Annotated in this window: 17 protein-coding genes and 1 pseudogene; 10 read left to right on the forward strand and 8 right to left on the reverse strand. The window is 66.2% G+C overall.

The window, feature by feature from the left end; translation table 11 throughout:
• Nucleotides 1–85 precede the first annotated feature (85 nt).
• Nucleotides 86–211 (reverse strand): hypothetical protein, encoded by a 126-nt coding sequence (locus GEM_RS32275; protein WP_272148437.1) that lies wholly within the window; start codon nt 209–211, stop codon nt 86–88.
• Nucleotides 212–632: 421 nt separating this feature from the next.
• Here GEM_RS32275 and GEM_RS18985 point away from each other — a divergent pair, with 421 nt between their 5' ends.
• The 7 genes and pseudogenes from GEM_RS18985 (at nt 633) to GEM_RS19015 (ending at nt 7991) form a co-directional block, all read left to right on the forward strand.
• Nucleotides 633–1208 (forward strand): sugar dehydrogenase complex small subunit, encoded by a 576-nt coding sequence (locus tag GEM_RS18985; RefSeq protein WP_014898993.1) that lies wholly within the window; start codon nt 633–635, stop codon nt 1206–1208.
• 3 nt (nt 1209–1211) lie between these two features.
• Nucleotides 1212–2864, forward strand: coding sequence for a GMC family oxidoreductase (locus tag GEM_RS18990; protein ID WP_014898994.1), 1653 nt, complete (start codon nt 1212–1214; stop codon nt 2862–2864).
• Nucleotides 2865–2868: 4 nt separating this feature from the next.
• Nucleotides 2869–4374 carry a c-type cytochrome gene (locus tag GEM_RS18995; RefSeq protein WP_014898995.1) on the forward strand — a complete coding sequence of 502 codons (1506 nt, stop codon included), beginning with the start codon at nt 2869–2871 and terminating at the stop codon, nt 4372–4374.
• Nucleotides 4371–5024 (forward strand): GlcG/HbpS family heme-binding protein, encoded by a 654-nt coding sequence (locus tag GEM_RS19000; protein ID WP_272148438.1) that lies wholly within the window; start codon nt 4371–4373, stop codon nt 5022–5024. The genes GEM_RS18995 and GEM_RS19000 overlap by 4 nt, the downstream gene beginning before the upstream one ends.
• Nucleotides 5025–5295: 271 nt before the next feature.
• Nucleotides 5296–6774, forward strand: coding sequence for a sensor domain-containing diguanylate cyclase (locus GEM_RS19005; protein WP_014898997.1), 1479 nt, complete (start codon nt 5296–5298; stop codon nt 6772–6774).
• Nucleotides 6775–7001: 227 nt separating this feature from the next.
• Nucleotides 7002–7553 (forward strand): annotated as a pseudogene (locus tag GEM_RS19010) (MFS transporter); the annotation flags it as partial.
• A 105-nt stretch (nt 7554–7658) separates the two neighbouring features.
• A complete protein-coding gene (locus GEM_RS19015) occupies nt 7659–7991 on the forward strand; it encodes a cupin domain-containing protein (protein ID WP_014898999.1) in 333 nt (110 codons plus the stop codon).
• 235 nt (nt 7992–8226) lie between these two features.
• Here GEM_RS19015 and GEM_RS19020 read toward each other — a convergent pair whose 3' ends face one another.
• Nucleotides 8227–8853 carry a TetR/AcrR family transcriptional regulator gene (locus GEM_RS19020; RefSeq protein WP_014899000.1) on the reverse strand — a complete coding sequence of 209 codons (627 nt, stop codon included), beginning with the start codon at nt 8851–8853 and terminating at the stop codon, nt 8227–8229.
• A 309-nt stretch (nt 8854–9162) separates the two neighbouring features.
• Between GEM_RS19020 and GEM_RS19025 the strand changes: the two genes are divergently transcribed.
• On the forward strand, nt 9163–9498 hold the full coding sequence (locus GEM_RS19025) for an H-NS family nucleoid-associated regulatory protein (protein ID WP_039321327.1): 336 nt from the start codon (nt 9163–9165) through the stop codon (nt 9496–9498).
• A gap of 46 nt (nt 9499–9544) precedes the next feature.
• Here the strand turns inward: GEM_RS19025 and GEM_RS19030 are convergent, their stop codons facing one another.
• Together GEM_RS19030 and GEM_RS19035 are read right to left on the reverse strand one after the other, a co-directional pair.
• A complete protein-coding gene (locus tag GEM_RS19030; RefSeq protein WP_014899002.1) occupies nt 9545–10303 on the reverse strand; it encodes an SDR family oxidoreductase in 759 nt (252 codons plus the stop codon).
• A gap of 117 nt (nt 10304–10420) precedes the next feature.
• Entirely contained in the window at nt 10421–11365 is a 945-nt protein-coding gene (locus GEM_RS19035) for a LysR family transcriptional regulator (RefSeq protein WP_014899003.1), read from the reverse strand.
• 183 nt (nt 11366–11548) lie between these two features.
• Here GEM_RS19035 and GEM_RS19040 point away from each other — a divergent pair, with 183 nt between their 5' ends.
• Nucleotides 11549–12763 (forward strand): FAD-dependent monooxygenase, encoded by a 1215-nt coding sequence (locus GEM_RS19040; RefSeq protein ID WP_014899004.1) that lies wholly within the window; start codon nt 11549–11551, stop codon nt 12761–12763.
• A gap of 89 nt (nt 12764–12852) precedes the next feature.
• Here GEM_RS19040 and GEM_RS19045 read toward each other — a convergent pair whose 3' ends face one another.
• Both GEM_RS19045 and GEM_RS19050 read right to left on the reverse strand, forming a co-directional pair.
• Complete coding sequence (locus GEM_RS19045; protein ID WP_014899005.1) at nt 12853–14253, reverse strand: LLM class flavin-dependent oxidoreductase; 1401 nt, start codon at nt 14251–14253, stop codon at nt 12853–12855.
• On the reverse strand, nt 14250–15515 hold the full coding sequence (locus tag GEM_RS19050; protein ID WP_014899006.1) for an acyl-CoA dehydrogenase family protein: 1266 nt from the start codon (nt 15513–15515) through the stop codon (nt 14250–14252). The genes GEM_RS19045 and GEM_RS19050 overlap by 4 nt, the downstream gene beginning before the upstream one ends.
• Before the next feature lie 293 nt (nt 15516–15808).
• Between GEM_RS19050 and GEM_RS19055 the strand changes: the two genes are divergently transcribed.
• The gene (locus GEM_RS19055) at nt 15809–17047 is read left to right on the forward strand and encodes an SfnB family sulfur acquisition oxidoreductase (protein ID WP_014899007.1); all 1239 of its coding nucleotides are present in this window, start codon (nt 15809–15811) and stop codon (nt 17045–17047) included.
• Nucleotides 17048–17142: 95 nt separating this feature from the next.
• On the opposite strand, the gene GEM_RS19060 is transcribed toward GEM_RS19055, so the two are convergent.
• Both GEM_RS19060 and GEM_RS19065 read right to left on the reverse strand, forming a co-directional pair.
• Complete coding sequence (locus GEM_RS19060) at nt 17143–18075, reverse strand: alpha/beta hydrolase (RefSeq protein WP_014899008.1); 933 nt, start codon at nt 18073–18075, stop codon at nt 17143–17145.
• Between the two features lie 61 nt (nt 18076–18136).
• The gene (locus GEM_RS19065; protein ID WP_014899009.1) at nt 18137–19234 is read right to left on the reverse strand and encodes an OpgC domain-containing protein; all 1098 of its coding nucleotides are present in this window, start codon (nt 19232–19234) and stop codon (nt 18137–18139) included.
• Nucleotides 19235–19509: the final 275 nt, after the last annotated feature.

Below are 19509 nucleotides of genomic sequence, written 5' to 3' on the forward strand. Positions count from 1 at the left end.
GGGTCGATCTCGAACGCGTCGGCCTGGGTTAACCACGGCATATGAAGAAAAACGAAAAAATGCCTCGGTTGGCGTGAATAGAGAATCAGAACGATTCGCGGATGCGGATTGTCGCCTTGATGCGGCATTGTCCGCTGCGGACGAAAACCTCGCGATCGAGGAAAGCCGGAACGGAATCTTTCATTTTTATTTCGGCAGTTGCTTCCATCATGTCGCGCGTCCTGACAGGTTGTAAGAACCCTTCCAAAAGCGACATCAAGGATGTACTACATTGAGAAAGCACTGCATGCCGTGCCGGCGGAACAGGGCCGAGTTTGCCGGTCCGTCGCGGATCGAAATGCAAGCTTTCTGCTGCACGTGTCGGAGGAAAAGTCCCTTGGAAGCTCAAATCCGCAAGAGCCTTTATACTCGCGTCCGAGCGCTATAGCCGTGATGTCGGCAGCTCAGGACAGCATGAAGCGAGCCAGATTCCGCATCGGAGATGAGAGATCTGATTCATGGAACGCCCGGGTTTTTCGAGGGCGCTGGTACGTACTTCCGCTTCGCTCGAATTCGATCCTGACTCAATCCGGTATCACAGGGCAGGGTGTCAAAGCCGAAGCCTGTCATGCCAAAAAATCATCGATATAACCATGAACGTGAACCCCCACGCCCCAACCGAAACTTCGGACGTCAAGCGAAGATCGGTATTGAAAACGATGGTGGCCGTCCTGGCGCAAGCCGGCCTGCTCGCTGTGTTTCCAACGCACTCGATTGCCGAGCAATCGATCAATGCCTCCGACTTCCTGGCGTTGTCGAAGGCGCTGACCGGGCATCCGGGCCTGAACGACACGATGGCCACGCGCCTGTACGACGCGTTGCGCAAGGCCGACAGCGGCTTCGTCGCGCGTGCGTTCGCGCTTGCGAAGCTCGTGCACGCAGGCCAGACCCCGCAGCAACTTCTCGCCGACGCCGACAAGGCCGGCCTGCAGGACACGGTCCATGCGATCGTTGCCGCGTGGTACACCGGCACCGTCGGTCACGGGCAGCATGCCGTGATGGTCGCGTATGCCGATGCGTTGATGTACGGCACGGTTGGCGACGGGATGAGCCCGCCGACCTACTGCGCGAACGGGCCGCTCTGGTGGGTTGCCGAGCCGCCACCTGCGAACGTGGCGCCGCCGCGCGCGCGAACCGCATCCGAAGCCCGTCCTCACCAGCAAGCCTAAGTCATGAAAACTCCTGTATTTGAATCGAATGGCGACGTGTCGGCCGACGCGGTGATCGTCGGCTCCGGCGTGGTCGGCGGCTTGATCGCCGATCAACTGGTGAGCCAGGGTTACTCGGTGCTGATTCTCGAAGCCGGGCTGCGCATCGAGCGTGGCCAAGCCGTCGAAAACTGGCGCAACATGCCGTTCGACAATCGTGTCGGCTCGGACTTCCAGGGCCTTTATCCGCAAGCGCCGAATGCCCCGGCGCCGCTTTACTTCCCGAAGAACGACTACGTCGGGCTGAGCGGCCCGGATGGCCAGAGCTTCCAGCAAGGCTATCTGCGCACGGTGGGCGGCACGACGTGGCACTGGGCGGCGTCGAGCTGGCGGCACCTGCCGGTCGACTTCAAGATGAAGTCGACCTATGGCGTCGGCCGCGACTGGCCGATCTCGTATGAGGATCTCGAGCCGTACTATTGCCGCGCCGAAGAGGAAATGGGCGTCGCGGGTCCGAGCGATCCGGCGATGCAGTCGCCTTCGCAGCGCAGCCGTCCGTATCCGATGGACATGGTGCCGTGGGGCCACGGCGACAAGTACTTCGCCGAAGTCGTGAACGCGCACGGCTACCGGTCGATTCCGATTCCGCAGGCACGCAGCACGCGGCCGTGGAACGGCCGCCCGACCTGCTGCGGCAACAACAACTGCCAGCCTATCTGCCCGATCGGCGCGATGTACAACGGCATTCACCACATCGAGCGCGCCGAGCGCAAGGGTGCGAAGGTGCTCGCCGAGTCCGTCGTCTACAAGATCGACACTGACGAGAACAACCGCGTGACCGCGGTGCACTGGTACGACTCGAACCGCAAGTCGCACAAGGCGAGCGGCAAGGTATTCGTGCTCGCATGCAACGGCATCGAGACGCCGCGCCTGTTGCTGCTCGCCGCGAACTCGCGCAACCCGAACGGCATCGCGAACGCGTCCGATCAGGTCGGCCGCAACATGATGGATCACTCGGGCTTCCACTGTACGTTCCTCGCGGACAAGCCGATGTGGCTCGGCCGCGGCCCCGCGCAGAGCAGCTGCATCGTCGGCCCGCGCGACGGCGAGTTCCGCTCGAAGTACTCGGCGAACAAGATGATCCTGAACAACATTTCGCGCGTCGGTCCCGCGACCAAGCAGGCACTGGCCCTTGGTCTCGTCGGCCAGGAGCTCGACGAGGAAATCCGTCGCCGCTCGATCTACGGCGTCGATCTGTCGATCAGTCTCGAGCCGCTGCCGGAAGCGAGCAACCGGCTGACGCTCAGCAAGACGCGCGTCGACCCGCTCGGCCTCGCATGCCCGGACATCCACTACGACGTGGGCGACTATGTGCGTGACGGCTATGTCGCCGCGCACACGCAGCTCGAGCACATCGCCAGCCTGTTCAACGCGGTCGAGCTCGATATCACGAAGACGCTGAACGCGAACAACCACATCATGGGCGGCACGATCATGGGTTCGAATCCGAAGGACTCGGTCGTCGACGGCGATTGCCGCACGCACGACCACCCGAACCTGTGGTTGCCCGGCGGTGGCGCGATGCCGTCTGCCTCCGTCGTCAACACGACGCTGTCGATGGCCGCGCTCGGCGTGAAGGCGGCGGATTCGATTTCTGCGAGCCTCGCGAAGGGTTAAACCGATGAAAGACCGAGTTCAACGGCAGCGCCACGGCGTGCGCAGCGGGTGGCGTCGTATTGCGACAGCATTGCTGGCGGTGGGGATCCTCGGCACCGGCCAGCTTGCGTTCGCGCAAGCGGGGCAGGGTGCAGGCGCGGCGCCGACGGCGTCCGGGTCGGCCGATGCCGCGCTGATCGAGAAGGGCCACCAGCTTGCGGTGGCGGCCGACTGCATGGCATGCCACACCGCAGTGGGCAGCGGCGAGCCATTCGCGGGCGGCTACGGGATCGCGTCCCCGATGGGCACGATCTATTCGAGCAACATCACGCCGTCGAAGACGGCGGGGATCGGCGACTACACGGAAGCGCAGTTCGGCAAAGCGCTGCGCGAGGGTATCCGCGCGGATGGCCAGCACCTGTACCCGGCGATGCCGTATACGTCGTACAGCGGCCTGACCGACGCAGACGTGCACGCGCTCTACGCGTACTTCATGCAGGGCGTGAAGCCCGTCGACAAGCGTGCGCCGGTCACGGATCTGCCGTTCCCGTTCGGCATCCGCACGTCGATGTCGGTGTGGAACATGATGTTCCTGAAGGACACCCGCTTCGTGCCGGATCCCGCGCATGACGCAGAGTGGAACCACGGTGCGTATCTGTCGAACGTGCTCGCGCACTGCAGCGCGTGCCACACGCCGCGCAACTTCCTGATGGCCGAGGATTTCAGCCGTAACCTGGGCGGGGCGCAGCTCGGCTCGTGGTACGCGCCGAACATCACGTCCGATCCGGTGAGCGGGATCGGCGCGTGGACCGACGCGGAGCTGGTTTCGTATCTGAAGACGGGCCGTGCACCCGGCAAGAACCAGGCGGCTGGCCCGATGGCGGAAGCGGTGCAGAACAGCCTGCAGTATCTGCCGGACGCGGATCTGAAGGCGATCGTCACCTATCTGCGCAGCACGAAGCCGATTCGCGACGCAGCGGAGCAGAAGCCGGCGTTCAGCCACGGCACGGCGGTCAGCGCCGAGGAGACGCTGCGCGGCACGTCGGCGCTCAATTCGAACGGCACGCTGACGTCCGGCGAAGCGCTCTTCAGCGGCTACTGCGCGAGCTGTCACCGCGTGGACGGCTCGGGCAGCCCGAGCCAGGCGTATCCGTCGCTGTCGAGCAACACCGCAACGGGCGCGCGCAATCCGTCGAACCTGATCTCGGCGATCCTGTACGGCGTCGATCGCGAAGCCGGCGGCGAGCACGTGCTGATGCCGAGCTTTGGCGAGGGCTCGTACGTGCAGTCGCTGAAGGACGACCAGATCGCCGCGATCGCGAACTACGTGCTTACGCAGTACGGTAACGCGGACGCGAAGGTGACGGCCGACGACGTGGCGGTCGCGCGCCGCGGCGGTCCGCAGCCGCTGCTCGCGCGGATGCAGCCGCTGATGCTGCCGGGCATCGTGATCGGCGTGCTCGTGGTCGTGCTGCTGATCGTGTTCGGCCTGTCGCGGCGTCGCGCCGGCGGCAACGCGAAGCGCGCATGACGATGGTGACGGCGGGTGGGGAGCGCGTGTCTTTTGGCGGCACGCGCGTCCGAAGGGCGCTTCATGCGCTTGCTTCGACGCCCGCCAGCCGTCGCCATGTTCCGAACAAGCTTTACGTTTTCAGGATTGCTATCGTGCTAGTGCGATCGTTCAAACTCATTCTGCTCAGTGCAACGATGGCCGTTGCAACGGGCGCGCAAGCCCAAGCAAGCGCTCCGGCCAACGTCCCGGAAAATCTTCCTTACAGCACGCCCTATGGCGCGCCGATCACCCTGGCTCAGGCGCGCCGGGTCATCGATGCTGCCGAGGCGGAAGCACGGCGGCGAAACTGGCAGTACGCCATTGCTGTCGTCGATAGCGGCGGCAACCTTGTATCGTGCGACAAGATGGACGATACACAACTGGCGTCGCTTCAAATTGCAGAGGCGAAGGCGCAGGCTTCAGTGCGGTTTCGACGGGCAACCAAGGCCATGCAGGATGCCGTCAACGGTGGTTCACCCGGGACGCTGAGCATTCCGGGCATCCTCGCTGGCGAAGGGGGCGTGCCGATTATTGTTGGCGGGAAACTGATCGGCGCAATCGGCACGAGTGGCGGTGCAGGCGTCCAGGATAGCGTTATCGCGGCAGCAGGCGCGGCAGCGATAAAGTGAGCGGGTGTCGTATCGCAGTGGAAAGGCGGTAACGACAAGCCTGACCTGGTACGACCGTGTCGTGCAGCGCGGTGCTGCACGACTTTGGCGGCAGGTCGGCGGCGCTGCGCAACGCAAGCTAACTGCTGACCGCTGTACCGGCCAATCAGCAGGCAACGCCGCAAACGTTTGCGGGTTGGTTGCCAAGAACTTTGATCTGTCCCCGTCCATATCTTAGTATTCGGTAATCGCGCCGCGCACGTGCGCGCAAGCTTGGATACCAAGGAGACACATGCAACCCAGGTCGGCTGCTCCCTATACCATCGTGGTGATCGGCATCGTGATCGCCTGCGCACTAGTGGGTCTGTGCGTGCTGCAGCTGTTCCAGAGCCGCCACGACGCGCTCGAGCGCGCCAGCGAAGCCTCCCGCAATCTCGGCCTGATTGCCGAGCGGGACATCGAACGCAATTTCGAGCTGTACGACCTGTCCTTGCAGGCGGTAATCAAAGGCCTGCAACGCCACGACGTCATGGCTGCCGAGCCGGCCATGCGGCGCGCCGTGCTGTTCGACAACGCGATGACGGCGCAATTTCTCGGCTCGATGCTGGTGCTCGATGCCGACGGCAACATCGTCCTGGATTCGGCCAGCGACGTGCCGCGCCACGGCAATTTCGGCGATCGCAAGTACTTCACCGTCCACCGCGACAATCCGGATGCGGGGCTTTATATCAGTGTCCCGTTCTCGTCGCGCTTGCGCGGCGGCTCGCTGAGCATCGCGCTCACCCGGCGCCTCTCGAACCCGGACGGTTCGTTTGCCGGCGTCGTGGTCATTGCGATCAACCTCGAGTATTTCCATCAGCTGTTTGCCGGCCTGTCACTGGGGCAGCACGGTTCGATTTCGCTGATCGGCAACGACGGCATCATGGTGATGCGCCAGCCGTACGATATCCACACCATTGGTCGCGACATCAGCCGGGCCGCGACCTTCCGGCGCTTCCAGGCCGCGCCGGAGGGGACGTTCTCGGAAACGGCGTCGATCGACGGGGTGCGCCGTCTCTATTACTTCAGGCACCTGCCGAAGCTGCCGCTGATCATCATGGTCGCCAAAGCGGAGGAGGACATCTATGCCGCGTGGCGGCACCGCGCCGTGACGATCGGCGCGCTGGTGGCGACGTTCGGCGCCGCGTTCATTACGGTCTCCGTCATGCTTGGCTCGCAACTCCGGCGTCGCATGCGCGCCGAGTCGGAACTGATGTTGCTGGCACGCACCGACGGTCTCACTGGCCTGAACAATCGCCGCAGCTTCGGGGAAGTGCTGGATCGAGAATGGCGTCGTGCACGGCGCGCGCGATCGGTTTTCTCGTTGTTGTTCGTCGATGTCGACCGCTTCAAGGCCTACAACGATACCTACGGCCACCAGGCCGGAGACGACGCGCTGACCGCGGTCGCACGCTGTATCGGCGAGAACATCCGCCGGCCGGTCGATACCGCGGCCCGTTACGGCGGCGAGGAGTTCGTCGTGCTGCTTCCCGATACACCGCAGACCGGAGCCGCCCAGATTGCCGAGCGAATTCGCGCGGCGATCGACGAACTCGCGCTTGAGCACGCCGGCAGCGAGTACGGGCGTGTGACAGCCAGTATCGGCCTGGCGAGCTGGACGCCCGACCAGGATGGAGAGGCGGGCGCCGTGATCAAGGCTGCCGACGAGGCGCTGTACTACGCGAAGGCGACCGGCCGGAACAAGGTCGCCACCGTTCAGGCCCCGGCGTGACGCCGGTCACAGAACGTCATCGCAGGTCGCGCGACTGGCCCGGGGCTCCGATGGGGACGTGTCGCGAACAGCCAGGTTGACCGTCCGCTGTACCGAGGCGCCGGTGAATCGATAACGCAGAAATCCGCGATTGCCATGCGCGCTGCTGTCAAGCGAATGCGGCCGGCAACTTTATGACGCACAACGCATAATTAATCGATTTATATCGTTTGGGATAACCGGATCGAGAGAACAGAACAATCGCATTTTTCCTGCCGTCGATCCTGTCGCAGTTTCTCGGCGCGGGCGTGTTCGAGACGATCGCGGCGTCGCTCGCGCTGAACGTGCTGTTCGCGTTCAGCGGCGGTCTGCTCGGCATGCGTCTCGCGTATCGATACCCGTCGCGCCATGTCGCGATCGCCGGTTTCGCGCTGCAATTCGTCGCGCTCGTCGCACTCGCGCTGACAGGGCATCCGCATGGTGCGCTCGCGGTCGGCGTCGTGCTGCTGATGCTCGGCACCTGGTTGTTCGCCGAAGGCTTCGGGCCGGGCGCGCAGATGATGATCTATCCGACGTTGTCTTACCCGGCGGCGATCCGCGGCACCGGCGTCGGCTTCGGGCGCTCGCTGTGCGGCATCGGCCAAGCGATTGCGCTGTTCGTGCTGCCGATCCTGCAAGCGCGCCTCGGCACCGGCATGTTCTGGGTCGTCGCGGTCAGTGCGGCCACGCCGATCGTGTTTCTGTTGATCGTTCGTCATGACCCGACCGCGCGCGATATCGATGACGAGGCGGCCGCGTGAGCGTGGGTCCAGCCGGAACCCGCAAACAAGTTCGCCGCGATGCCGGCCTTCGCGCTACAGTGGTCGACATCCGCCTTCAGACGAAGGCCGATCCGAGGCCGAACCATGCAACTTCAAACCGGCAACCTGTTCAGTATCGAAGGCGCGCGCGGCGCCGACGAGCGAATCGACGTGCTCGTTGCGGGGGCGCACCTGAACGTCGAGCGGATCGTGTCGCTGGGGCACACGAGTCCCGACGGGTTCTGGTATGACGACTCGCGCGCCGAATGGGTGGTGCTGCTGTCTGGCGCGGCGGTGCTCGAGTTCGAAGCGGACGCGACGCTGCACGACATGCGTCCCGGCGACTACGTTCTGATCGAACGGCATTGCCGGCATCGTGTCGCGTGGACGCATCCCGACGAGCCGAGCGTCTGGCTCGCGATCTATTACGATCGCTGACTTGCGCGGGGCACCGGTCTATCCGCGCCCCACGCAAGGCATCGTGGTCGCCATGGCGTAGCAGGGGGCGGAGGTGGCGCTCGTCGATCTGGCCGTTACCGCCGTGTCGTCGCAGCGGTCCGCGCGGCGCGCTTGCGCGACTCGTGCCGCTGTCGACGGTCGGTGCAGGCCGGTTGCGCGCAATCCGGCCCTATCGCAGAGCCGGTCAATCCTTTCGCGCCCGCGACCTCACCGGTCAACGCACGGGCTTCGCCGAGGCCAGCAAGCTGCGCAGGAACACCATGATCATGTGCCCGATCGGCACCTCGGACAGGATCGACTGTTGCAGCGACAGCCCTTGCGAGAGCCCCATGAACGACACGGCCAGGACGGTCGGCGATTCGGGCGGCGCTTTCTTGCATCGGGCGAAAATCTGTTCGATGCAATAGGCGAGGCCGTCGCGGTGGGTGTCCAGCAACGCCTGCGATGCACGCGCAAAAGCGGGATTGCGACGCCCCTGAAGCTTGAACTCGACACCTAGCACCGACCACTCGGGCTCGGCATCGACCGTCCGTGACCACGCTTCCAGCGCATCCAGTATGTCGTCCCCGGACGCGGACGGGTCGCTCAGCGCCCGGGCGATGTCGGCCACTTGCGTCGTCGAGCGCTCCCGCATCAGTTCGACGAACAACGCTTCCTTGCTCGCGAAATTCGAATAGAACGCGCCCTGCGTGTAGCCGGCCTCGGCCGCGATATCCCTGAGCGACGTGGCGCCGAAACCGCGCTCGACAAACAGCCGCTTCGCCGCGGCAAGCAAATGTGCGCGGGTCTGCAGTCGACTTTCTTCGCGGGTCAGCCGCGGGGGACGGGGCGCCATGTTCATGGGCGGAAGGATATCAGTTGATATTTGAGATGGATACCATTACGATTGAGTTTCAAATATCACTTGATATGTGAAACGCGGCCGCGATTGTGCCGCTGAATGCCCGCAACGGGCGGGCACCGGGCAGGCGATCGTATCCGCACGGGGTCGTCGTTTCGGCGTCGATGTGCCGCGCATGACTGGCATCCGGTACACCGGGTTGACCGCGTGCCGATCAAGTGAATGCGCCCGCATGGGGCGTGGTGAAACAGTCTATTAGTCATGCGAATCATGTCGATTCGCATGCGGGTGCGTGGCGGGAAGCAGAAGATGAGCGTGAGCAAGACCTACGCGCAGCTCGTTGTGGAGCTGGCCGAACTGGACGAGGAAATCGAGCGTGCCCGCGCCCGCGAACGCATCGAAGCGATCGCGAAGGTTCACGCGCTGATGGACACCTATGCGATCAAGCATCGCGACCTGGTCGGCCGTAACGGCCGCCGGGGCTCGTACGTCGTGAAAGCCCTGCCGGTGCGCTATCGCGATCCGGCGAGCGGCAAGGAATGGAGCGGGCGCGGCAACGCGCCGCTCTGGATCCGGGGCAAGGACCGCCGTCAGTTCGTCGTATGCAAGCCCCCGTCGATCGGCAAGAAGACCAGAAGGGGTTGACGGAGCATGGGGGGGCGCGGCGCGCGGCGCCGCCAGGTGCGTGGGTTTATCCACGCCCGACGAACGGCATCGTGGTCGCCATGATCGTCATGTTCAGGATGTTCGTATCCAGCGGAAGATTTGCCATCTGCACGACCGCGTTCGCGACATGCGTGACGTCCATGCGTGCCTCGGGGGCCATCCGCCCGTCGGCCTGCAGCACGCCGTCCGTCATCCGCTCCGTCAGCGAGGTCGCCGCATTGCCGATGTCGATCTGGCTGCACGCGATGTTGTAGGTGCGGCCGTCGAGCGCGAGCGACTTGGTGATGCCGGCCACCGCATGCTTGGTGGCCGTGTACGCGATCGTATTCGGGCGCGGCGTATAGGCGGAGATCGAGCCGTTGTTGATGATGCGGCCACCTTGCGGCGTTTGCGCTTTCATCAGGCGCCACGCTGCCCGCGCACACAGAAAGACGCCCGTCAGGTTCGTCGCGACGACGTCGTTCCACACGCCGAATTCGTATTCGTCGAGCGGAACGGCCGGCGCATTGCGGCCGGCATTGTTGAAGAGGACATCCAGCCGGCCGAACTGCTCGGCGATCCGCGAGAATGCGTGTTCGACCGACGCTTCGTCGGTGACGTCAGCCCGGAACGTGTGCGCGTCGCCGTGGGCCGTGGTGATCGCCTCGCGGGTTTCACGCAACGATGCTTCGTTGCGCCCGATCAGCGCGACGGTAAATCCCGCGTTGGCGAGTGCGATGGCCGCGGCACGACCGATGCCGGAGCCGGCGCCCGTGACGGCTGCGAATTTCTGCGAGACAGACATGGCTTGATTCCCTGCTGGTTGGATGACGGGATGAGGCAAGAGGACGGGTTCGACGTACGTCGTGCGCCGGTTCACGCGACATCGTACCGCGCCCCCCGGGCTTGGCGACGCGCGCGACTATTTCTTCCGCGCGGGCGCGGCCTTCCGTCCGCGTGTCTCCGTCTCCGCGAACAGGTCGACCACGACCTCCCGCAACCATCGATTCCCTTCGTCCTGGTTGACCCGCGTATGCCACAGCATATGAATCGGCGCGCCCGGCAGCGTGACCGGCAACGCCCGCCAGCTTAGTGAAAACGGCGCGGCAAGTTGCAGCGCGAGATGCTCCGGCACGGTCGCGATCAGGTCGGTGCGCTGCAGGATATAGCCGACGCTCATGAAATGCGGCACCGTCAGCCGCACCCGGCGCTTCACGCGGCGCCGCTTCAGCCACTCGTCCACCTGCCCGTGACCGGTGCCGGCGGACACCACGACCAGGTGTTCGGCCTCCCGCCATGCGTCGACCGTCAGCGGCGCCTCCTCGAGCGGATGCCCGCGCCGGAACAGGCACACGTACCGCTGATCGAACAGCCGGCGTTGATAGAACCCGCCCTGCAGCTGCGGCAGCAGCCCGATCGCGAGATCGACGCGGCCGCCGGCCATCTCGTCGGCGAGGTTGACGCTCGTGTTGCGCACCGTATTGAGCGCGATGCCCGGCGCCGCGCGCGACAGGTGTTCGAGCAGCGCGGGCAGGAACACGACTTCGCCGATATCGGTCATCCCGATCGTCATCGTGCGGGTGGCGCGCAGCGGATCGAAACCGGTCGCGGGATTGAGCGCGGCATGCAGCGTCGACAGCGCCTGCGCAACCGGTTCGGCCAGCCGCAATGCGAACGGCGTCGGGACCACGCCGCCCGGCCCGCGCACGAACAGCGGATCGCCGAGCCGACGGCGCAGCTTCGCCAGCGCGTTGCTGACGCCCGGCTGGCTCATGTTCATCTGCTCGGCGACGGTCGACACGCGCCGCTCCTGCATCAGCCGCTGGAACAGCAGCAACAGGTTGAGGTCGATTTCGCTCAGTTCCATGGTTCGGCGGTGCCTCCGATCATTCCGTTCAGTGATGAAGCAGATTCCATTCATTTTATTGTGGGATGACGGTCCGCTGCTGACAATACCGATACGGCGCAGGCATTCGACAGGCGCGCTGAGCAGGCCACGCGCGCCGCGGCCTCGATTACTCAAGATCTGAACCTCGGAGACACATTCATCATGCAGACGAATCTGAAGCTTGCGATCGTCGGTGCCGGCATCGGCGGCCTGACGCTGGCGCTCGCATTGCGCGAGCGCGGCATCGACGCGCAGTTGTACGAGCAGACCGACGTGCTGCGCGAAGTGGGGGCGGCCGTTGCGCTGTCGGCCAATGCGACGCGCTTCTACGAACGGATGGGATTGCGTCCGGCCTTCGACGCCGTGTGTGCGGAGATCCCGGCCCTCGTCTATCGAGACGGTCGCAGCGGCGCGGTGATCGGCCATCATCGCGGCGAGCCCGACTATCGCCGGCAATTCGGCGGATCGTACTGGGGCGTGCACCGTGCCGACCTGCAGGCAATCCTGTCGAAGGCGGTCGGCATGGAGCAGATTCATCTCGGCCATCGGCTGGTCGATCTCGCGCAGCATCCGGATCGGGTCACGCTGACCTTCGACAACGGCGAGCGCGTCGACGCCGATCTCGTGATCGGCGCGGACGGCGCGCGTTCGATCACGCGGCGCTGGATGCTCGGCTACGACGACGTGTTGTATTCAGGGTGTTCGGGCTTTCGCGGCGTGGTGCCGGCCGAGCGGATGGACCTGCTGCCCGATCCCGAGACGATTCAATTCTGGGTCGGGCCGCACGGGCATCTGCTGCACTATCCGATCGGCGACAACGGCGACCAGAACTTCCTGCTGGTCGAGCGTCATCCGTCGCCGTGGCCGTCGCGCGACTGGGTCATGCCGGCGGAAGAAGGCGAGCAGTTGCGCCTGTTCAAGGACTGGCATCCGGCGGTGGTGCAGATGATCAGCGCGGTACCGATCAGCCAGCGCTGGGGGCTGTTCCACCGGCCGCCGCTCGGCCGCTGGAGCCGCGGGCGCGTGACGCTGATCGGCGACGCCGCGCACGCGCTGGTGCCGCATCACGGGCAGGGCGCGAATCAGTCGATCGAGGACGCGGTGGTGCTGGCCGCGCAACTGGCGATGGCGGGGCCCGGCAACTGGCGTGAGGCGCAGGAAGCCTACGAGCGGCTGCGGCGCGGCCGCACGCGCAAGGTGCAGTACGCGTCGATCTCCGCGGCCGACGTGCTGCATCTGCCCGACGGGCCGGCCGCGCAGGCGCGCAATGCGCGTCTGGGCGAGCGCGACAGCGTGCTGCATCACCTGGACTGGATTCACGATTTCGACGCGCTCGCCGACGAGCCGAACGAGCGGCAGGGCGGTACGTGGCTTTGAGCGGCAGGGGGCGGTGCGATCTGCAGGTGCCGGTCGGGGCGGCCGGCGCGGCATTCACGTAGCCGCGCGCCGGCCAGCCTGGATGGCCGTCACGCGTAGTCGGCCACCTGTTCCGTATCGCGCTTGACCTGCTCGATGTCGCGAAACCGCGCGGCCGGATGCGCGTCCGGCAATCGCGCCGAGCCGCCGAACAGCTTCTCGCGCAGCGTGCCCGGCGCATATTCGGTCGGATAGACGCCGCGCCGCTGTAATTCCGGCACGAGGTAGCGCACGATGTCCTCGAACGTTTCGTGCGCAACGGCATACGCGAGATTGAAGCCGTCGACGTCGGTCGCCTCGACCCATTCCTGCAGGATGTCCGCGACGGTCTGCGCCGAGCCGACGAACACCGGTCCCATCCCGCCGATGCCGCCCCAGGCCGCCAGTTCCTCGATCGTCCACGCGGTATCGCCGCCCGCCAGATGCTCGACGGCCGAGACGATCGCATTCGTTTCGACACGCCTGACGGGATCGGTCGGCGCATACTGGCCGAAATCGATGCCGGTCCAGCCGGACATGAACACGAGCGAGCCGTCGTACGACACGTAGCGGCGATACTCGTCGAACTTCGCCTGCGCCTTCTCGTCGGTCTCGTCGACGATCACCGTGACGAGGTTGTAGATCAGCACGTCGCGCGGATCGCGACCCGCGGCCGCGGCCTGCGCGCGCACGTCGGCGACATAGCGCGCGAGCTGCGGGCGGGTCGGCGCGGCGACGAACACGCATTCGGCGTGCTGCGCGGCGAACGCCTTGCCGGGGCCGGACGCGCCGGCCTGGAACAGCACCGGCGTGCGCTGCGGCGACGGCTCGCACAGGTGATAGCCGGGCACGTCGAAGAAGCGCCCCTTGTGGCCGATCTCGTGCACCTTCTCCGGATGCGTGAACACGCGGCCGTCGCGATCGCGCACCACTGCGCCATCTTCCCAGCTGCCTTCGAACAGCTTGTACAGCACCTCGACGTATTCGGCCGCGACCGCATAGCGGTCATCATGCGTGCGCAGCCCGTTGTCGCCGACGTTCTTCGCACCGCTTTCCAGGTACGACGTGACGATATTCCACGCGAGCCGGCCCTTGGTGTGATGGTCGGCGGTCGACAGCCGGCGCGCGAACGTGTACGGATGCTCGAACGTCGTCGACGCGGTGATGCCGATGCCGAGATGCTCGGTCGCCATCGCGATCGGCGCGGCGAGCTGCAGCGGATCGTTGACCGGGATCTGCGCGGCCTGGTGCAGCGCGTGGTAGTTGCTGCCCTGGTAGACGTCGTAATAGCCGATCACGTCCGCGATGAAGATTGCGTCGAAGATCCCGCGTTCGAGCACGCGGGCGAGATCGGTCCAGTAGTCGAGATCCTTGTACTGCCACGAGCGATCGCGCGGATGCGCCCACAGCCCCGGCGATTGATGGCCGACGCAGTTCATCTCGAACGCGTTGAAGCGGATGGTCTTGCTCATCGGGCGGTTCCGGTTTCCGTGCCGGCGGCTGCATCTGCACCGTTGCCGACGCGCCAGACGAACGGCGGCGTGCGTCCGTTGATCACCCAGTCGCCGACGATGCGCGCCTTGTAGACGAGCGGATTGTGCGACGACACCGTGCGTGCGTTGCGCCAGTGACGGTCGAGCGCGGTCGGGCTGCGCGTCGCGGATGCGCCGAGCGCGTCGAACAGGCGCGTCGCCGCGCGCAGTACGAGTTCCGACACGACGAGCTGGCTTTGCGCGGATTCGATTTCGGCCGCGACGTTCGCGGCGTGCTCGGCCTCGTCGTCGTTGCCGAAGCGTGCGAGGTACGCGTGCTGCAGCGGTTGCGCGGCACGCAGCGCGAGTGCGTCGGCCGCATAGGCCCACGACGCGATTTCGCCGATCACCTGCTGGAGTTGCGCATCGTCGCCGGCGCGCGCTGCGTTGCCATGGCTGTACACGCGTGTGCGGCCGCGCACGAGTTCGCCCGCGTCGCGCACGATCGCACGGCCGATGCCGGCCAGCGTGGCCACGTGGAACAGCTGGTAGAACGCGGTCTGATATCTGAAGCGGCGCGCGAAATCGGTCACGTGGTCGGCGTCGACCGCCGCATCCTCGAAGCGCGTCGTGCCGCTGCCGGTCGTCGTCTGGCCGAAGCCATCCCAGTCGTCTTCGCGGATCACGCCGGGCTGCGCGGTGGCGACCGCGACGATCACGTCGCTGCCGTCATGCGCGCGCTGCGCAAACACGTCGATCCAGTCCGCGAACAGGCTGCCGGTGCTGTAGAACTTCCGGCCGTTCAGCACGAGCCGGCCGTTCTGCTCCGACACCTTCGTGATGGTCTGGCCGAGCGGAACGTCGCCGGCCTCCGACCACGCGTTGCCGACGAGCTGGCTGCTCGCGAAGCGGTCGAACCAAATCGTGCGCTGCGGCCCGGGCGGCGCGTTCAGCCAGTCCTCGACGAACGCGAAGTGCCCGCGCAGCGCCTGCGGCAGATTGGAATCGGCGGCGGCGAGTTCGGTCAGCAGCTGGAACAGCTGCGGCAGCGATGCGCCGGCGCCGCCGTCGCGCACCGGCAGCCGTACCGCGCCGAAGCCGGCGGCTTTCAGCCAGCCGATCGCTTCATGCGGCAGCTCACGGCGGCGCTCGCGCTCGGCGGTGCCGGCGGCGATGCGCTCGAAGATCGGCCGGAACCGGCTGGCGAGTGCGTCATAGTCGGTGCCGGTGGAAAGATCGGTATCTGCGTGCGACGAAGTCATGCGGTGTTCCTCGAGGGGCGGGGCCGTTTGCACCGGGAGGCCAGTATAGGAAGCGCGGCGCGAGCGTTCCAATAACGGATTCGCAGATCGTTATCGTCGCTGCGTATTACGCGGATCGGCACGCGCCGTGTCGACGCCTGGGCAGCGATTGCGGCGTCGAAGCGCGGGATCGAACGCTGTTCTGGGCAATGTCGTTTGTTATCCGAAGGAATATCGTTACGAGAATCGCTCGGTTTGCCGGCCCGCGACGCACTGCTAGATTGAATGCTTTCGTCATTCGACAGGAGAGCCCGATGTCCGATACGAGCGCCACGATTCAGGAACGGCAGGCCGATGTGAAACCGCAGGTGGCCCGCGTGATCGCCGACGACACACAGGCGATCGCGGTCGCGCATACGCTCGCGCAGCGGCTCGCGGAAGGGGCGGCCGAGCGGGATCGGGAGCGTCGGCTGCCGCACGACGAGATCGAATGGTTCTCGCAGTCGGGGCTGTGGGCGATCACGGTGCCGAAGGCCTACGGCGGCGCGGGTGTATCGCATGTGACGCTCACCGAGGTGATCAAGATCGTCGCGGCGGCCGATGCGTCGCTCGGGCAGTTGCCGCAGAACCACTTCGGGCTGGTCGACGTGATCACGCTGACCGGTACCGACGCGCAGAAGCGCCATTTCTTCGCGGAAATCCTGAGCGGCAAGCGCTTCGGCAACGGCTTTTCGGAGAAGGGCACGAAGCACGTGCTCGACCTGAAGACGCGCGTGCGCCGCGATGGCGACGAGTATGTCGTCGACGGCACGAAGTTCTATTCGACCGGCGCGCTGTTCGCGCACTACGTGCCGGTGCTCGGCCTCGACGATGCGCAACGCGCGTGGCTCGCCTATGTCCCGCAGCCGACGCCGGGGCTGACCGTGATCGACGACTGGTCGGGCTTCGGGCAGCGCACGACCGCGAGCGGCACGGTGGTGCTCGACGGCGTGCGCGTGCCGGCTTCGCATGTGCTGAACGCGCAGCGCGTATCGGACGAGCCGACGCTCAACGGTCCGCTGTCGCAGATCATTCAGGCGGCGATCGATGCCGGCATCGCGAAGGCCGCGATCGCCGATACCGAGGCGTTCGTGCGCACCCGCACGCGGCCGTGGGTCGACAGCGGCGTGGAGCGGGCGGCCGACGATCCGTTGATCGTCCGCGAGATCGGTCGTCTGCATATCGGGCTGCATGCGGCGGAAGCGCTGCTCGAACGCGCGGCGCGCACGCTCGACGAGATCGGCGCACGCGGCACGGTGACCGACGACGATGTCGCGCGCGCATCGGTCGCGGTCGGCGAAGCGAAGGTGCTGACGACCGAGATCGCGCTGCTCGCGGGCGAGAAGCTGTTCGAGCTGGCCGGCACGCAGTCGACGCTCGCCGAACACAATCTCGACCGGCACTGGCGCAATGCGCGCACGCATACGCTGCACGATCCGGTGCGGTGGAAGTACCACCTCGTCGGCAACTACTACCTGAATGGGGTGCGGCCGGCGCGCCATGCGTGGAACTGAATCGCGCGCGATCCGGCCGGGCAGCCGCAGGCTGCGACGGCGGATGAGGCGTCAGGCCGCCGGCAAGCGGTCGCCTGACGCGTGATCCGGCTTCGTCACTTCACGCACTCCAGCGCGTACTTCAACCCCTGCCCGAGCACCCCGCGCCACACGTCCCACGTATGTCCGCCGTCGACGATGCGTAGCTCCGCGGGGTTCTGCGCGCGGCGCAACTGCGTGTACAGCACGCTCGATTCCGCCTGGATCGTCAGGTCGTCGTCGCCGGCCGCGATGAACATCGGCACGCGCCAGCTTCGCGCGAAATAACCGCGCATCAGCGTCGGGTAGTTGAGCTCGTGCCACACGCGCGAGTCGAACTGCCGGTCGCCGAACACGCCGACATAGCGCGCAGCGGAATTCAGCGGCGGCTCGTTCGCGTAGATCGCGGGGCTCAGCAGCATCGCGCCGCAGAACAGGCCCGGTTCGAGCAGCGAGAAGCGCAGCGCGCCGAAGCCGCCCATCGACACACCGCCGATCGCGCGTCCCGCGCGCTGGTTCGACACCGCGAAGTGCGCTTCGACTTCCGGCAGCAGGTCGTTGAGGAACGCGCTCTGCATCTTCTCCTTGCGATCGACGTACCAGTCGGTGCCGCCTTGCGGCATCACGATCACGACGGGCGGGATCTCGTGGCGCTCGATCAGTGTGTCGGCGGTGGCCTGCAGCCGGCCCTGCGTGATCCAGTCGTTCGCGTTGCCGGCATTGCCGTGCAGCAGGTACATCACCGGATAGCGCGCGCCTTCCGGGTTGTAGCCGGGCGGCATGTACACCGTGTATGACCAGTCGCGCTTGAGGGACGCCGAACGGAACGAGCGCAGCACGATGCTGCTGCCCGGATTGACCGGCGCCTCCTGGGCGGCCGGCGCGACCGTGGCGGGCGGGACGAGCGCGGTCGCCGTCGGCGAAACCGGCGATGCGCCCGGCGTGGCGTGGGCGGTGGCGAGGGAGCCGGCGATCAGGGCGACGGCGAACGGAAGGGCGAGTCGGCGCATGGCGAATCGTTTCAGGAAAGGCGCACGCTATCGTAGCAGCGGCGCATGACGGCGCGGCGCGTCATCGCCGCGAACGGAACGGCAGCCGCGACATGAGCGGCGCATACAGCTTGGCGACGAGATACAGCAGGCCCATCGCGACGACGTCGGCGGTCAGGCCGAGCGGCACGTCGATATAGCCTTCGGTCGCCTGGTAAAGCAGCGAATCGACCGCGAGCGAGATGCCGGTGCCGGCCACGAAGCACAGCAGCCCCTGGCGGCCGATCGTGCCGATCCACGGCATCGCGTGCGCGACCTTCTTCATCCACCCGAGGTGCACGAGCTTGGCCGCGAGCCACGCGATCGCGAGGAAGTTCGCGAGCCGCAGCGCGCCGAGGTTCTGCTTGATCGACGGATCGGTCGGGAACGGCTCGATGCGCAGCCGGTAGTACGCGCCGGCCGCGACGATCGCGAGCGCCGCGGCCGTCAGCAGCCAGCCCTGCGGCTTCGGCGCGAGCGTCTGGTAGACGGGCTGGCAGCGCGCGATCACGCCGAGCACGAACAGGAACTGCCACGCGAACGGGTTGAAGTCCCACGGCGCGCCTTCGACGGTCGGCAGGAAGCGCGCGACGTGCGGCGCCGCGTACCAGAGCGAGCCGCTGAACGCGAGCATCAGCCACGGCTGCGTGCGCGCAAGCGGCAGCGCGAGCGGGACGAGCAGCGCGAAGAACGCGTACATCGGCAGCACCGACGCCAGATACGGCTGGCGGCGGAACAGCAGGATATCGCGCAGCGCGGCGAGCGGCTTGTGGAGCAGGCCGTCGAGATCGTTGGTCGGCATGTTCGGACCGTCGATCGAGAACGCGTTCAGCACGGCCGTGATCAGCAGCATTAGGCCGGCCGTCACAAGGAATGCGCGGTAGATCTCGAACGCACGGCGGATGAAGCGCTGGCGCGCGGCGGCCTCGTCGTGCCGCTCGGCGAGCGAGTTGTATGCGATGGCGGTCGCGAAGCCGCCGAGGAACACGAACACCTCGGCCGCGTCGCACAGCGCGTACGCATGCAGCGTCACGCGCGACAGGATGCTGCCGCCGATGTGGTCGACGACGATCACGAGCAGCACGAGGCCGCGGAAGAAATCGAGCTCGGCGTAGCGGCCGGCCCGGGCGGCGGCGGTCATCGGGCCGCCTCCTGGCGCGCGCCGCGTGCGCGGCCGGCACCTGCCGCGCGTGAATCGGGGTGAAGCATGACTTCGTGAAAAAATGACGAACGGATGCGCATTGTGCCACCGATGCGACGCCGCCCGGGTTTACGCGGATGGCGGGCCGGCTCGCGGCTGCCGATAAGCCTGGTCAGGCAATCGGACGAACGGGGCCAGTTGGACGAGCGCAACGCTTTGTGCGCCGCTCCCACGCCTCGATAGACGGGCGGTTTGCGACGTGACACCATTTTGTC

Source organism: Burkholderia cepacia GG4, assembly GCF_000292915.1.
GTDB lineage: Bacteria > Pseudomonadota > Gammaproteobacteria > Burkholderiales > Burkholderiaceae > Burkholderia > Burkholderia cepacia_D.